At 64.1% G+C, this 13,689-nt stretch carries 13 protein-coding genes; 11 read left to right on the plus strand and 2 right to left on the minus strand.

All coding sequences use genetic code 11. The features are described from left to right. Nucleotides 1-64: 64 nt before the first annotated feature. The 3 genes from FOY51_RS24120 to FOY51_RS24130 are packed head-to-tail and all read left to right on the plus strand — an operon-like array spanning nt 65 to nt 2,452. Nucleotides 65-610, plus strand: a complete 546-nt coding sequence (locus FOY51_RS24120; protein WP_149432830.1) for a TetR/AcrR family transcriptional regulator — start codon at nt 65-67, stop codon at nt 608-610. A gap of 23 nt (nt 611-633) precedes the next feature. Next, a complete protein-coding gene (locus tag FOY51_RS24125; RefSeq protein WP_353961387.1) occupies nt 634-1,785 on the plus strand; it encodes a YbfB/YjiJ family MFS transporter in 1,152 nt (383 codons plus the stop codon). Nucleotides 1,786-1,789: 4 nt separating this feature from the next. Beyond that, nucleotides 1,790-2,452, plus strand: a complete 663-nt coding sequence (locus tag FOY51_RS24130; protein ID WP_149432831.1) for a pyridoxamine 5'-phosphate oxidase family protein — start codon at nt 1,790-1,792, stop codon at nt 2,450-2,452. Between the two features lie 9 nt (nt 2,453-2,461). On the opposite strand, the gene FOY51_RS24135 is transcribed toward FOY51_RS24130, so the two are convergent. Together FOY51_RS24135 and FOY51_RS24140 are read right to left on the minus strand one after the other, a co-directional pair. Further along, a complete protein-coding gene (locus FOY51_RS24135; protein WP_149432832.1) occupies nt 2,462-3,862 on the minus strand; it encodes an HNH endonuclease signature motif containing protein in 1,401 nt (466 codons plus the stop codon). A gap of 152 nt (nt 3,863-4,014) precedes the next feature. Next, on the minus strand, nt 4,015-4,566 hold the full coding sequence (locus tag FOY51_RS24140) for an SACE_7040 family transcriptional regulator (RefSeq protein ID WP_149432844.1): 552 nt from the start codon (nt 4,564-4,566) through the stop codon (nt 4,015-4,017). A gap of 136 nt (nt 4,567-4,702) precedes the next feature. Here FOY51_RS24140 and FOY51_RS24145 point away from each other — a divergent pair, with 136 nt between their 5' ends. Genes FOY51_RS24145 through FOY51_RS27320 form a run of 8 tightly spaced genes read left to right on the plus strand, consistent with a single transcriptional unit; the run spans nt 4,703 to nt 13,623 of the window. Further along, a complete protein-coding gene (locus FOY51_RS24145; RefSeq protein ID WP_149432833.1) occupies nt 4,703-6,241 on the plus strand; it encodes a carboxyl transferase domain-containing protein in 1,539 nt (512 codons plus the stop codon). Nucleotides 6,242-6,246: 5 nt separating this feature from the next. Then, the gene (locus tag FOY51_RS24150; protein WP_149432834.1) at nt 6,247-8,238 is read left to right on the plus strand and encodes an acetyl-CoA carboxylase biotin carboxylase subunit; all 1,992 of its coding nucleotides are present in this window, start codon (nt 6,247-6,249) and stop codon (nt 8,236-8,238) included. Next, on the plus strand, nt 8,235-9,398 hold the full coding sequence (locus FOY51_RS24155; protein ID WP_149432835.1) for an acyl-CoA dehydrogenase family protein: 1,164 nt from the start codon (nt 8,235-8,237) through the stop codon (nt 9,396-9,398). Before FOY51_RS24150 ends, FOY51_RS24155 begins: the two co-directional genes overlap by 4 nt. Then, the gene (locus FOY51_RS24160; protein WP_149432836.1) at nt 9,395-9,892 is read left to right on the plus strand and encodes a MaoC family dehydratase; all 498 of its coding nucleotides are present in this window, start codon (nt 9,395-9,397) and stop codon (nt 9,890-9,892) included. The genes FOY51_RS24155 and FOY51_RS24160 overlap by 4 nt, the downstream gene beginning before the upstream one ends. Beyond that, nucleotides 9,889-10,695, plus strand: a complete 807-nt coding sequence (locus FOY51_RS24165; protein ID WP_149432837.1) for an HpcH/HpaI aldolase/citrate lyase family protein — start codon at nt 9,889-9,891, stop codon at nt 10,693-10,695. Before FOY51_RS24160 ends, FOY51_RS24165 begins: the two co-directional genes overlap by 4 nt. A gap of 16 nt (nt 10,696-10,711) precedes the next feature. Then, nucleotides 10,712-12,676, plus strand: a complete 1,965-nt coding sequence (locus FOY51_RS24170; RefSeq protein ID WP_149432838.1) for an acetoacetate--CoA ligase — start codon at nt 10,712-10,714, stop codon at nt 12,674-12,676. Nucleotides 12,677-12,692: 16 nt separating this feature from the next. Then, nucleotides 12,693-13,439, plus strand: a complete 747-nt coding sequence (gene cobM / locus FOY51_RS24175) for a precorrin-4 C(11)-methyltransferase (RefSeq protein WP_149432839.1) — start codon at nt 12,693-12,695, stop codon at nt 13,437-13,439. Between the two features lie 40 nt (nt 13,440-13,479). Continuing rightward, a complete protein-coding gene (locus tag FOY51_RS27320; RefSeq protein WP_187776451.1) occupies nt 13,480-13,623 on the plus strand; it encodes a hypothetical protein in 144 nt (47 codons plus the stop codon). Nucleotides 13,624-13,689: the final 66 nt, after the last annotated feature.

Genomic DNA, 13,689 nt, shown 5'->3' on the forward strand with positions numbered 1-13,689 from the left:
ACTCAGGGCAACGCCCGCAGTCGCAGAGTGCCGGGGCTGATTTCTTGGCGGATACACTTGACTAATGACTCAGTCAAGTAAGAATGCCTCCCAGACTGCTTCGAGGCAGAAGCTCATCGAGGCTACGCAGCGACTCTTGTCCCAAAGGCCGCCGAGCGGCATCACGGGTAAGCACATCGCAGCGGAGTCGGGTGTGCACTACGGACTGATCTACCACTACTTCGAATCCAAGGAAGAACTGTTCCGGGAAGCGATGGAAGCGCTCACATCGAACTACATCGCACACAGGGAAGCGACCGTCGATCGGTCGGAACCACTGCCGCCACTGACTGCAGAGGGGCATGAGCTCTGGTGGCGAGCAGCCGCGAACTACTCGGCGGACGGCGGTCAGTCGTACGCGTCCTTGGGCTGGCAATATCCGGTCATGAACTACGAGCTCGAAGCGATCCGTCGTCATCACCCCGAGGTGTCGGAGCTCGATGCCAAGCGGCACATCGTCGAAGAGGTATGCGTGAACTTCGGGTGGGTGCTCTTCCGCGACACGATGAAAGCCAGCTTCAAACTCACCGATGCCGAGATGAGTGAGATCGACCTGTTCCGCAATCGCTGATCTGGCTCCGTACCGTTAGCCGTGTGAACAAGTTGGAGGTTGTCGCACCCAACGGCCGCAGGATTGCCGTGACTGCCGCGGCCGGTTTGGCCGCAGCCATGGGCGTCGGCCGGTTCGTCTTCACGCCGCTGCTGCCGATCATGATCGCGTCGGCGCACATCAGCGCCAACGACGGTGGCGTGATCGCCACCGCCAACTACGGCGGCTACCTGTTGGGCGCTGTGCTGCTCTCGGTGCGGCCGGAGCTGAGCAGCACCCGGTCGTTTCGCGCCTGGGCGCTGATCTTGGTGATCAGCGAAGCGGCGATGGCTTTCCTGGATAGCACCGCCGCATTCTCGGTCGCGCGATTCCTCGCCGGTTGGGCGAGTGCGGCGATCTTCGTCGGCTGCGCGAGCACGGTCACGCGACATCGAGCGGACGGCGCAGCACCGGGGATCGCGTTTGCCGGTGTGGGCGTCGGGATCGCGGTGTCTGGGTTGTTGACATTTGTTGCGGGGCAGCATCTGTCGTGGAATGCGTTGTGGCTGTGCTCTGCCGTGATCACCGCGGCGCTGGTTGCTCCGGCACTGAATCTGCAGATCGCGTCGGAGCCACGGAGTCGTGCGGAGGTCGACGGGTCAGCGGTGACGGCGCGTGTCCGCACGGTGTGGCGGTTGCTGCTGGCATCGTATTTTCTCGAAGGGCTCGGCTACATCATCGTCGGCACGTTTCTGGTTGCTGCCGTGGGTGGTGAGCGCAGCTCGGCCACCGGCCCGCTGGTGTGGATCCTGGTCGGAGTTTCGGCAGTACCGGCGACCGTCCTCTGGTCTACGGTGGCGCGTCGAACATGCGTGGAGTGGGCGCTGGTCTCGGCGCTCGTGCTGCAAGCGATCGGTACCGTGTTGCCTGCGCTGACGTCGAATTCGGCCGTCGCGATGATCTGCGCGATCCTGTTCGGCGGGACCTTCATCGGTATTGTCATGTTGGCGATGGACTTCGGTAGTCGATTGCCGATCGGTCGGACCGCGGCGACTCTGACGGCTCTTTACAGTGTCGGTCAGGTACTCGGGCCGTTAGTTGTTGCGCCGGTGATCGGGAGCTCGTACGCGTCGGCCTTCGCGATTGCGTCGGCGGTGTTGGTCGCTGCGAGTGTTGCGGCCATCGCCGTTGCGGTATTGGCGACAGTGAAGGAGTGAGTCCGTGGTCAACAACCACTATCACCATCTCGCGTTCGGACCGCATACCGTTGCGCGCCAACAACGGCGCGGTAGCTACACGGCGTACGGCTCGCAGACCGAGCGACCCGACGACGGGCCGATGAGGCTCGATCGGCGTGAGGAGTTGCTGATCGCGTCGCGCGATCAGTTTCAGATTGCGACAGTCACCGAGTCCGGCTGGCCTTACATGCAATATCGCAGTGGTCCCAAGGGATTTCTGCAAGTGCTCGACGACTCGCGGCTCGGATTCGCCGACTTTCGTGGCAACAATCAGTACGTCACCACATCGAACATCGACGCCGACGGCAGGGTGGCGCTCTTCATCGTCGACTACCCGACCAAGCAACGATTGAAGCTCTACGGGCGCGCTCAGGTCATCGATGGTGACGATGATCCAGAACTGCTGGATCGCCTGCAGCGCATAGGAGAAACGCGCATCGCCGCGACGTGCGAGCGCAGCATCGTCATCGATGTCGAGGCATTCGACTGGAATTGCACCCGCAGTATCATCCCGCGCTACGACCGCGAATATCTGAAGGATCTGTCTGATGTCTACCAGCGCAAGGCAGATGAGCGCGAGGCAGAGTTGAACAAGCGCATAGCCGCGCTCGAAGCTGAGGTGGAGGGGTTGAAGGCGGCGGAGTAGGCAGGGGTTCTACGGATCGTCATCGCCAGCCGATTCGATTGCCTGGTCGAGTAGTTCTTCGGGGTGGTGGGCGTGGTTGATTCTCGGTTTCTGTTCTGGATCAATGTGTTTGGGTGGAATCCACAGGGTGCGGCCAGGGTACTTGCGGTCGTCTCCGGCCTTGATCGTCTTCCATCCGGTTTCGGTTTTGGTGATGAGGGCGTGGCAGCCGTCGCAGGCGAAGGTTTCGTTCTCGATATCTGTTTTGCCGTCATCAGCCCACTCTTCGGGGTGATGGACCGCGCATAGCGAGGGCGGTTTGTCGCAGCGGGGTTTGGTGCACCCGCGATCGAAGGGGATCAGCACAAGTCGTTGTTCACCGCTGGCGAGGCGGCTGGTTCTGCCGAGGTGCAGCGGTCGTCCGGCGTGGTCGAAGATCGCCAACCACGGTCTGGTTTTTTCGGCCATTTTGAGTGCGTCGGGGACGGGGATACGGCCGCCGGTGGCGGTGGTGGCGACTCCGGCGGCTTCTTCGAGTTGATCGAGGGTCATGGTGATGATCGCGGTGACGGGGAGTCCGCGGTGGGTGCCGGATTTCCCGGATTCGAGGGCTATTTCGCAGATCCGTTTCAGCGCGTCATGGTTGCGTTGGGCTGCGGTTCGAACGTCTTTTGTGGCGGCGTCGGTGGTATCGGTGTTCTCGCTTGTTGGTGATGCCGGGTTGTCGGGGTTGTTCATTCCTGGTCTGGCGTGCTTGGCCAACAATGCGTCCATGAGAGCCCGCAGGGTGGGGTCGATGCATCCGGATACCGGTGACATCAGGTCGGCGCCTTGGGGTCCGATCCGAAATGCGCGTCGTCGGGCTCGGTCGTGGTCGTCGGTGAGTTTCCCGTCCGGGTCGAGATAAGTCAGCAGCCGCTCGCCGGCTTTCTGCACGTCTTCGGGGGTGCCGTCCTGTGCGCACTGGGCGAGGATTTTCTCCGCGTCGTCACGGAGGGCTCGCGGTAGTGCTGCCGGGACGTCGTGCATGACGGCGGCGATTTTGCGGGCATGCTCGGGGCTGATATCACCGGACTGTTGGGCGGCCGACGTGGCGGGCAAGTCGACGGGAATCGGGTGTCCGCCGATGTCGTGCCAGGTCCCCAACTTTTTTGCTGCGGTGACGCGGGCGGTCGCATCGGAGCGGGAGAGCCGCAGCACGTCTTGGAGATACGACGCGATCGACGTGCAGCCAGCGTGTCGTGGCATCGACCGTTCGGTGGCCTGCACGATCAGCCGGGTGGAGACTGCCGCCAACTTCCGGTTCACGCGTTCGACGATCCTCATCGCCTCCGCGATGTCGTCGTCGGTCAGTGGTGTGAAGTCGCCATCGAGCGCCGCGGACACCGCAGCAGCGAGCGCTGCGACGGGTCCTTCGGTGATCGAATGCATGTGCTAATTCTAGCTGGACCCACTGACAAGAAATTCTCTGAAACTGTTGGGGCTCATGGGAATTGCTACGAGCTGCTACTCCCGTGATCACGACCGAATGGTGGCAAATTTGCGATTTCGGCGACCATTTACTCGTGATCACGGGGGGAGGATTAGCCAAGCGCGGCAACTGCCATCGTTCGAAGAATGTTGCGAGCTTCTGCCGGAGCAGATTGATTGGCGCTGTGTGGCGTCGAGTTGATCAGGCCGAAGATGGCGTGCGCCTTCACCCGTGCAACTTGCTCGATGAGAGTCGAATCCGTTTGCTGCAGAACACCTACCCACAGCTCGACGTAGCGACGCTGGGTCTTGCGCACCTGGCGTCGCGCTGCCACCGGGAGGCTTTCGAGATCGCGATCCTGGATGCGGATGAGGTCGGGCTCGCCGAATGCGAAATCCAGATGGAACTCGATCAGGGCGGCAAGGGCGCCTTCGGGCGAATCAGCCTGACTCGCAACGGCTGTGCCGCCGTCGAGCAGACGTTGGCTGATGCCGACCAAGAGTTCGACCAGCAACGCTTCCTTGTTCGGGAAGTGCCGATAGACAGCGGGGCCGCTGATGCCCGCCGCGGCACCGAGGTCTTCGAGGCGGACACCCATGTAGCCGCGCTCGGCGATCAAGCGACCCGCGGCTGCGAGCAACTGCTGGCGGCGGTCTGCCTTCATCTGTTCGCGTTTGGTGAGTGCGACCGTTTCGGTACTCACGGCCACCTCCTTCAGGGCGCTCGCTGGACAACTCGGTTAATGGAGATTATCTTAGATTTCAGTTATTGGCTATTAACCAATCTGCGAGGATGGCGGAATGACAGTCGGCGAGGCCACGACCAAGAACCGGACGGCGCACGCTGCCCTGGTGACCGAGCTCCTCGACAAGCTGGCCGTTGCAGCATTGGGCGGCCCGGAGCGCTCTCGCGAGCGCCACGTCGCCCGCGGCAAGCTCTTGCCGCGCGATCGGGTCAACACTCTCCAGGACTCGGGTAGCCCGTTCCTGGAGCTGTCCCCGCTGGCCGCGAACGGCCTCTACGACGACGATTCGCCCGGCGCGGGGGTGATCACCGGCATCGGCCGGGTTTCGGGCCGAGAGTGCGTCATCGTTGCCAATGATGCGACCGTCAAGGGCGGCACCTACTACCCGATGACGGTTAAGAAGCATCTTCGCGCGCAGGAGGTCGCACTCCAGAACCAGCTGCCGTGCATCTACCTGGTCGACTCGGGTGGCGCCTTTCTGCCGCGCCAGGACGAGGTCTTCCCGGACCGCGAGCACTTCGGCCGCATCTTCTACAACCAAGCGACCATGAGCGCGAAGGGGATCCCACAGATCGCGGCGGTCATGGGCTCGTGCACCGCGGGTGGCGCTTACGTGCCTGCCATGAGCGACGAGGCCATCATCGTCCGCAATCAGGGCACCATCTTCCTCGGCGGCCCGCCTCTGGTGAAGGCCGCGACCGGTGAAGTCGTGACCGCAGAAGAACTCGGCGGCGGCGATCTGCACTCGAAGACCTCCGGCGTGACCGATCATCTCGCCGACGACGATCAGGACGCATTGCGCATCGTCCGCCGCATCGTGGCGACGCTCGGCCCGCGCAAGGATCGGCCATGGGACGTCGTCCCGACCGTCGAAGCCGTTGCGCCGCAAACGGAGCTGTACGACGTGGTGCCCACCGACCCACGCACGCCCTACGACGTGCACGAGGTGATCACCCGAATCGTCGACGGCGGTGAGTTCCAGGAGTTCAAAGCCGAATACGGCAAGACGCTGGTCACCGGCTTCGCACGTATCCACGGTCACCCGGTCGGCATCATCGGCAACAACGGTGTGCTGTTCAGCGAATCCGCCATGAAGGGCGCACATTTCATCGAACTCTGCGACAAACGCAGTGTCCCGCTGATCTTCCTGCAGAACCTGTCCGGATTCATGGTCGGCCGCGACTACGAGGCGGGCGGCATCGCCAAGCACGGCGCCAAGATGGTGACCGCCGTCGCCTGCGCCCGGGTGCCGAAGCTGACGGTGGTGATCGGTGGCTCCTACGGCGCGGGCAACTACTCGATGTGCGGCCGCGCGTATTCGCCTCGCTTCCTGTGGATGTGGCCGAACGCGCGTATCTCGGTGATGGGCGGCGAGCAGGCCGCGCAGGTCCTCGGCTCGGTCGGCTCCGACAACGATCCCAATGCCATCCGCGCGCAGTACGAGCGCCAAGGCAACCCCTACTACTCGACCGCGCGACTGTGGGACGACGGGGTCATCGACCCCGCCGATACCAGAACCGTTCTCGGCCTTGCCCTTTCCGTATGCGCCAACGCGCCGATCGAGCCGGTTTCCTACGGCGTCTTCAGGATGTGACAGCTATGACAACGTTCGACACCATCCTGGTTGCCAACCGCGGCGAGATCGCGGTCCGCGTCATCCGGACCCTGCGCGCCATGGGAATTCGATCGGTCGCCGTCTACAGCGAGGCCGACGCCGACGCACTGCATGTGCATGAGGCCGACACCGCAGTGCTGCTCGGACCGGCAGCTGCGCGGGAGAGCTACCTCGACATCGCCAAGGTCGTCGCGGCAGCGCAGCGAACCGGCGCTCAAGCCGTACACCCCGGCTACGGCTTCCTCTCGGAGAACAAGGATTTCGCTGCCGCCCTGGAGAAGGCGGGCATCGCGTTCCTCGGTCCATCGGCGCGCGCCATCGAGGTGATGGGCGACAAGATCACCGCCAAGAACGCGGTGGTGAAGTTCGACGTTCCCGTCGTTCCTGGCATCGCCAAGCCCAACCTGACCGACGCCGACCTCATCGCAGCTGCAGATGACATCGGCTACCCCGTCCTGGTCAAGCCGTCGGCCGGCGGTGGTGGCAAGGGCATGCGCCTGGTCGAAGATCCTGCCAAGCTTGCCGAAGCGTTGGCGAGTGCGCGTCGTGAGGCGGCGTCGTCGTTCGGCGACGACACGCTGTTCCTCGAGCGATTCGTGCTGCGGCCCAGGCACATCGAGGTGCAGGTGATGGCCGACAAACACGGCAACGTCATTCACCTCGGCGAGCGTGAATGCAGCTTGCAACGCAGGCATCAAAAGGTGATCGAGGAAGCGCCGTCACCGTTGCTCGACGAAGCAACGCGTGCGCGGATCGGTGAAGCAGCCTGCAACACGGCACGCAGCGTCGACTACACGGGCGCGGGCACCGTCGAATTCATCGTCTCCGCCGACGCACCCGACGAGTTCTTCTTCATGGAAATGAATACTCGCCTGCAGGTAGAACATCCGGTGACCGAGATGGTGACCGGATACGACCTGGTCGAAATGCAGGTTCGGGTCGCCGCAGGCGAAAAGCTGACGGTGTCGCAGGACGATGTCACGCTGACCGGCCACGCCATCGAAACCCGTGTCTATGCCGAAGATCCCGGCCGTGGCTTCCTGCCGACCGGTGGCCGTGTCCTCGCCCTGCACGAGCCGACCGGGCCCGGCGTTCGCGTCGACTCCGGTCTTCGCACAGGCACCGTCGTCGGCAGCGACTACGACCCGATGCTGTCGAAGGTGATCGCGTACGCCGCCGACCGCCCCGGCGCGCTCCGTGCCCTCGACAAGGCGCTCGCCGACACCGCGGTCCTCGGCGTCGTCACCAACATCGAGTTCGCGCGTTTCCTCCTCGCGGACCCGGATGTGGTTGCGGGCAAACTGGATACCGGACTGCTGGATCGCCGAGTCGAAGATTTCACCCCGGCTGCGGCGACCGATGATCACTTCATCGCGGCCGCCGCGCGCAGGTGGCTGCAAGGCTGGGGCAAGGCAGGCACGGACCCGTGGGACAGCCCGACCGGCTGGCGAGTCGGCGACGCGTATCCGACCAGCATCCGACTCGGTGCGCTCGGTCGTACCGACCACGTGCGCATCACCGGAACTCCGACCAGCGCGACCGTCACCGTCGAAGGCGGCGAAAGTCGAACGGTCAGTGCGGTTTCGGTGGGGCCGACGCTTGCGGTCACCATCGACGGCGTGCGCACGGAATACCTGGTGGCAGACGACGGCGGCCTGATCTGGTTGGCAAGCCGCACGGGAACAACCGTTCTGCGCGAGGTGCAGGAGGTGAGTGTCCGCGAAGGCGACACGCACGCCGGGGATGCCGAAATCACCAGTCCGATGCCGGGATCGGTCATCGCTGTTCAGGTCGAGAGCGGTGCCGGTGTCAAGGCAGGCGACGCCATTGTCGTCGTCGAAGCGATGAAGATGGAGCATTCGTTGACGTCGCCGATCGACGGCACCGTCGAATTGCTCGCCGCCACAGGCGAACAGGTCAAGGTGGATCAAATTCTCGCCCGCGTAGTACCGAACACGAAGGATGCCGCATCATGACCGACTACCTGACCACCGGCCAGCTGCCCGAGGAATACGACCAGCTCGCCAAGACCGTCCGCGACTTCGCGCAGAGCGTGGTTGCCCCCGTCGCGGCCGAACACGATGCCAACCACACTTTCCCGTACAAGGTTGTCGACGGTATGGCCGACATGGGCCTGTTCGGTCTGCCGTTCCCCGAGGAGTACGGTGGCATGGGCGGCGACTACTTCGCACTGTGTCTCGCCCTCGAAGAACTGGGCAAGGTCGACCAGAGCGTCGCCATCACACTGGAGGCGGGCGTTTCGCTCGGCGCCATGCCGGTCTACCGCTTCGGCAACGACGCTCAGAAACAAGAGTGGTTGCCGCAGTTGACGAGTGGCAAGTCGTTGGCCGCGTTCGGTCTCACCGAGCCGGGCGCTGGCAGCGACGCGGGCGGCACCAAAACGACCGCAAAGCAGGACAGCGGCGAGTGGATCATCAACGGCAACAAGCAGTTCATCACCAACTCGGGCACCGATATCACCCGGCTGGTGACAGTCACCGCCGTCACGGGCCAGAACGATGTCGGCAAGAAGGAAATCTCGACCATTCTGGTGCCGACGTCGACGCCCGGCTTCACCGCCGAGCCCGCCTACAACAAGGTGGGCTGGAACGCCTCCGACACCCACCCGCTGACCTTCCAAGACGTTCGCGTCCCCGAAGAGAACCTGCTGGGGGAGCGTGGCCGTGGCTACGCCAACTTCCTGCGCATCCTCGACGAGGGCCGCATCGCGATCGCCGCGCTGAGTGTCGGTGCGGCACAGGGATGTGTCGACGAAAGCGTGAAGTACGCGAAGGAGCGCGAGGCGTTCGGCAAGACCATCGGCCGCAACCAGGCCATCGCCTTCAAGATCGCGCGCATGGAGGTGCGTGCACATGTCGCGCGTACCGCCTACTACGACGCAGCCGCACTCATGTTGGCGGGCAAGCCTTTCAAGAAGCAGGCATCCATCGCCAAGCTCGTCGCGAGCGAGGCGGCGATGGACAACGCGCGCGACGCCACGCAGATCTTCGGCGGCTACGGGTTCATGAACGAGTACCCCGTCGCTCGGCACTACCGCGACTCGAAAATCTTGGAGATCGGCGAGGGCACCACCGAGGTGCAGTTGATGCTGATCGCGCGGGAGGCGGGACTGTGACGCGCCACGTCGTCCAACGCGGCCTCTGGTTCGAGGAGTTCGAAACCGATGTCGTCTACAAGCACCGGCCGGGACGAACCATCACCGAGGCCGACAACGTCCTGTTCACCACGCTGACCATGAATACCCAAGCGCTGCATCTGGATGCGGCGTTCAGCGAGGCCTTGCCGCCGTTCAACCAGCGGTTGGTGAACTCGATGTTCACGCTGTCCACGTTGGTCGGGCTTTCGGTCGCGCAACTGACCCAGGGCACCATCGTCGCGAACCTCGGGTTCTCCGACATCGCCTTCCCGAAGCCGCTCTTCCACGGCGACACCATGTACGCCGAGACGGTGATCACCGACCTGCGAGAGTCGAAGAGCCGTCCGGGAGAGGGGATCGTGACGTTCGCGCACACCGCCCTCAATCAGCACGGCGACATCGTGGCCACCGCGACGCGCAAGACCCTCGTTCGAAAGAAGCCGACCGGGGCGACGGAAGCTGGTTCAGCATGACGTGGGTTGCGCCCGGCCCGGGTTGGCTCTTCTGCCCAGCCGATCGACCGGAGCGGTTCGCAAAAGCAGCGGCGGCGGCGGACGTGGTGATCCTGGACCTCGAGGACGGTGTCTCGGCAGGCGACAAGGCCGCGGCACGGCAGGCGCTGATCGACACGCCGCTCGATCCGAACAGCACTGTGGTGCGGGTCAATTCGGCCGATACCGACGATTTCGCGCTGGACCTGGCGGCCGTGGAACAGACCGCGTACCGCCTGATCATGTTGCCCAAATGCGAGTCACCCGAGCAGGTCGCACTGCTCTCGCCGCGTGAAGTGATCGTGCTGATCGAGTCGCCACTCGGTGCCCTCACGGTCGTGCAATCGATCCAGGCCGACAACGCGATCGGCGTGATGTGGGGTGCCGAAGATCTGATTGCCGGGCTCGCCGGAAACGCCAGCCGAGGTGCGGACGGGCTGTACCGCTCCGTTCCGCAGCAGGTTCGCTCGACGACGCTCCTTGCTGCCAAGGCATACGGCCGGTTCGCCCTCGATTCGGTGTATGTCGACATCAAGGATCTCGGTGGTCTGCGAACCGAGACCGACGACGCGGTCGCGGTCGGCTTCGACGGCAAGGTAGCGATTCATCCCACGCAGGTGGCGGTGATCAAGGAGGCATACGCGCCGACAGCCGACGAGCTGGCATGGGCGAAACGAGTTCTCGCGGCTGTCGCAAACGAGCGCGGGGTCTTCGCCTTCGAGGGCAAGATGGTGGACGCTCCCGTTCTGCGCCATGCGGAACGAATCGTTCATCGTGCGACCTGACCTAGGAGAGCCCGACATGACTGCGGAATCGGCCCAGCCGCAATGGGTGCCGTCGGATACGGACATTCGTAATGCCCGGATCACCGAGTTCGCGACGTTCGTCGAATCTCGTACCGGAATAGACGTATCCGACTACCACGCGCTCTGGCAGTGGTCGGTCGACGATGTCGACGCGTTCTGGCGATCGGTGTGGGAGTTCTTCGAGATTCAGTCGACAGTGCCGGACGTCGCCCTCGCTACGACCGACATGCCAGGTGCGGTGTGGTTCCCCGGCACCAGCGTGAACTACGTCGATCAAGTGCTGCGCAACGTGCGCGACGACCGGCCCGCGTTGGTCTATGCGACCGAAAACGGTGCAGATACTGCGATTTCGTGGACCGAACTGATCCGGCAGACCGGCGCTTTCGCGGCGACGCTGCGCAAACTGGGCGTGGGAGTGGGCGACCGAGTCGTCGGCTACCTCCCCAACATCCCGGAAACCGTCGTGGCATTTCTCGCCACGGCGAGTATCGGTGCTGTCTGGAGCGCGTGTGGCCAAGACTATTCGGCGCGGGCGGCGTTGGATCGGCTGGGCCAACTGGAGCCGACCGTTCTCGTCACGGCCGACGGCTACCGCTTCGGCGGCAAAGAGCACGACAGGCGTACCGAAATCGAACACATCCGTGCCGGATTGCCGAGTGTGCAACAGACGGTGCTGATCTCGCGGCTGTCCGACGCAGTGTTTTCGGACGGCGTGGTTTCGGCGGGCGTCACCGATTGGGCCGGTGCCGTCGAGGGCGACTACCCGCTGGAGCCGGTCGCGGTTCCGTTCGACCATCCGCTGTGGGTGGTGTTCTCGTCCGGCACGACGGGACTGCCGAAGGGCATCGTCCATGGGCACGGCGGAGTACTGCTCGAGCACCTGAAAGCTGTTGCTCTGCAATCGAACATCGGTCGCGACGACGTGTTCTTCTGGTACACCAGCCCCAGCTGGATGATGTGGAACTATCAGGTCGCGGGCTTGCTGACCGGTGCGACAGTCGTCTGTTACGACGGCAGCCCGTCGTACCCCAGCACGGACGCACTGTGGGCCACGGCCGCTCGGCTGCAGGCGACGGTGCTCGGCACCAGCCCGGGATACGTCCTGGCCTGCGCGAAGGCCGGTTCGGTTCCGAAGACCGACCACGATCTGAGTGCATTGCGCACTGTCGGCATCACCGGCTCCACCCTGCCGCCGTCGTCGTCGATCTGGTTGCGCGACAACGTCGGCGACACCGTACAGGTGGCGTCGATCAGCGGCGGCACCGACGTGGTGTCGGCCTTCATCGGCGGTGCGCCGACGGTGCCGGTGTGGCCGGGTGAGCTGTCAGCCCCGTTCCTCGGTGTCGCGCTCGATGCGTACAGCGAAGACGGCAAGCCGGTCCGTGGGGAGGTGGGCGAGTTGGTGATCACCAAGCCGATGCCGTCGATGCCGGTGCGCTTCTGGAACGACGCCGACGGCCACCGCTATCACGACGCTTATTTCGACCACTTTCCCGGCGTGTGGCGCCATGGCGACTGGATCACGATCACCGATCACGGCAGCGTCGTCGTGCACGGCCGATCCGACTCGACGTTGAACCGCAACGGAATTCGGATGGGCAGTTCCGACATCTACCAGGCGATCGAAGCGCTACCCGAGATCGCCGAGGCGCTGGTGATCGGCGCAGAACAACCGGATGGTGGTTACTGGATGCCGTTGTTCGTCGTCCTCGCCGACGGTGCCGAACTCGACGACGCTCTGATCGCCCGCATCAAAACCGCGATCCGCGAGGAAGCGTCGCCGCGCCACGTTCCCGACGAGATCATCGTCGCGCCCGGAATCCCGCACACCCGAACGGGAAAGAAGCTCGAAGTGCCGATCAAGCGGATGTTCCAGGGTGCCGACGCGGCGCGGATCGTCGACCGCAGTGCCGTCGACGACCCCGAGCTGATCGATTGGTATCTGGCACAGAAGCGGTAGTCCATAAGCTGATGCCATGACCGTCCACTTCATCGGAGCAGGCCCCGGCGCCGCCGATCTGCTCACGGTGCGTGCTGTCGATCTGCTGCGCACCAGCCAGGTCTGTCTCTACGCGGGAACGTATCTCGACGACGCCGTTCTCGCGTACTGCCCAACCGGCGCAACGCTGATCGACACCCAGAAGCTGAATCTGGACCAGATCATCGAGCACCTGGTTGCCGCGAACGCAGCGGGTCACGACGTGGCACGGCTCTGTTCTGGCGATCCGTCGATCTACTCGGCCCTCGCCGAACAGACGGAACGACTCGACGGCGCGAGCATCCCATGGGATGTCACTCCCGGTGTCCCCGCCTATGCCGCCGCGGCCGCCCTGCTGCGTGCAGAGCTGACTGTTCCGGAATTGGTGCAATCGGTGGTGCTGACCCGCGCCCACGCGCGATCGACCGCGATGCCCGAGTCGGAGGTGCTGACCAATTTCGCGAAGACCCGCGCAACGCTCGTGCTGCATCTGGCGATCACGCGGATCCGCGACGCCGTGACGGATCTGCTGCCGGACTACGGCCCCGACTGCCCGGTCGCGGTGGTCTACCGCGCGAGCCAGCCACACGAACTGGTACTGCGCGGCACCCTCACCGACATCGCCGACCAGGTCGACGCCGCCGACCTTCGGCAAGCTGCGGTGATCATCGTCGGTGCCGCCCTGGAGCCGGATCGGATAGCCCGCTCGCACCTTTACGATCCCTGCCGGAACAGGCCGGTCTAAAATACGATCGTTCGTACAAACTGTTGAGTGGAAAGATGCCGTGCTGGCCGCGGCCAATACTGCGATGCGGCTCGGCGACGACCAGGCGGTGAGCAAGGTTCGTCGGATCCTCGGTTCGATCCTCGACGAGAGTTGGATCGCCGGGGGAGCACCGTTGTGGTCGCCGTCGCTTCGCGAACGGTAGATTGGTCGGATGATCACTGCGTCGATGGACGGGTCCGCGCACGAGTGGGATTCATGGCAGCCGGAT

The sequence above is a fragment of the Antrihabitans cavernicola genome (genome assembly GCF_008297975.1).
GTDB classification, from domain to species: Bacteria; Actinomycetota; Actinomycetes; order Mycobacteriales; family Mycobacteriaceae; genus Antrihabitans; species Antrihabitans cavernicola.

What these genes read in the sequence shown, in the direction of transcription:
- FOY51_RS24120 (WP_149432830.1), top strand. Translation starts at nt 65, where the DNA reads ATGACTCAGTCAAGTAAGAATGCCTCCCAGACTGCTTCGAGGCAGAAG.
- FOY51_RS24135 (WP_149432832.1), bottom strand. Translation starts at nt 3,862, where the DNA reads ATGCATTCGATCACCGAAGGACCCGTCGCAGCGCTCGCTGCTGCGGTG.
- FOY51_RS24140 (WP_149432844.1), bottom strand. Translation starts at nt 4,566, where the DNA reads ATGAAGGCAGACCGCCGCCAGCAGTTGCTCGCAGCCGCGGGTCGCTTG.
- FOY51_RS24145 (WP_149432833.1), top strand. Translation starts at nt 4,703, where the DNA reads ATGACAGTCGGCGAGGCCACGACCAAGAACCGGACGGCGCACGCTGCC.
- FOY51_RS24150 (WP_149432834.1), top strand. Translation starts at nt 6,247, where the DNA reads ATGACAACGTTCGACACCATCCTGGTTGCCAACCGCGGCGAGATCGCG.
- FOY51_RS24155 (WP_149432835.1), top strand. Translation starts at nt 8,235, where the DNA reads ATGACCGACTACCTGACCACCGGCCAGCTGCCCGAGGAATACGACCAG.
- FOY51_RS24165 (WP_149432837.1), top strand. Translation starts at nt 9,889, where the DNA reads ATGACGTGGGTTGCGCCCGGCCCGGGTTGGCTCTTCTGCCCAGCCGAT.
- FOY51_RS24170 (WP_149432838.1), top strand. Translation starts at nt 10,712, where the DNA reads ATGACTGCGGAATCGGCCCAGCCGCAATGGGTGCCGTCGGATACGGAC.
- cobM (WP_149432839.1), top strand. Translation starts at nt 12,693, where the DNA reads ATGACCGTCCACTTCATCGGAGCAGGCCCCGGCGCCGCCGATCTGCTC.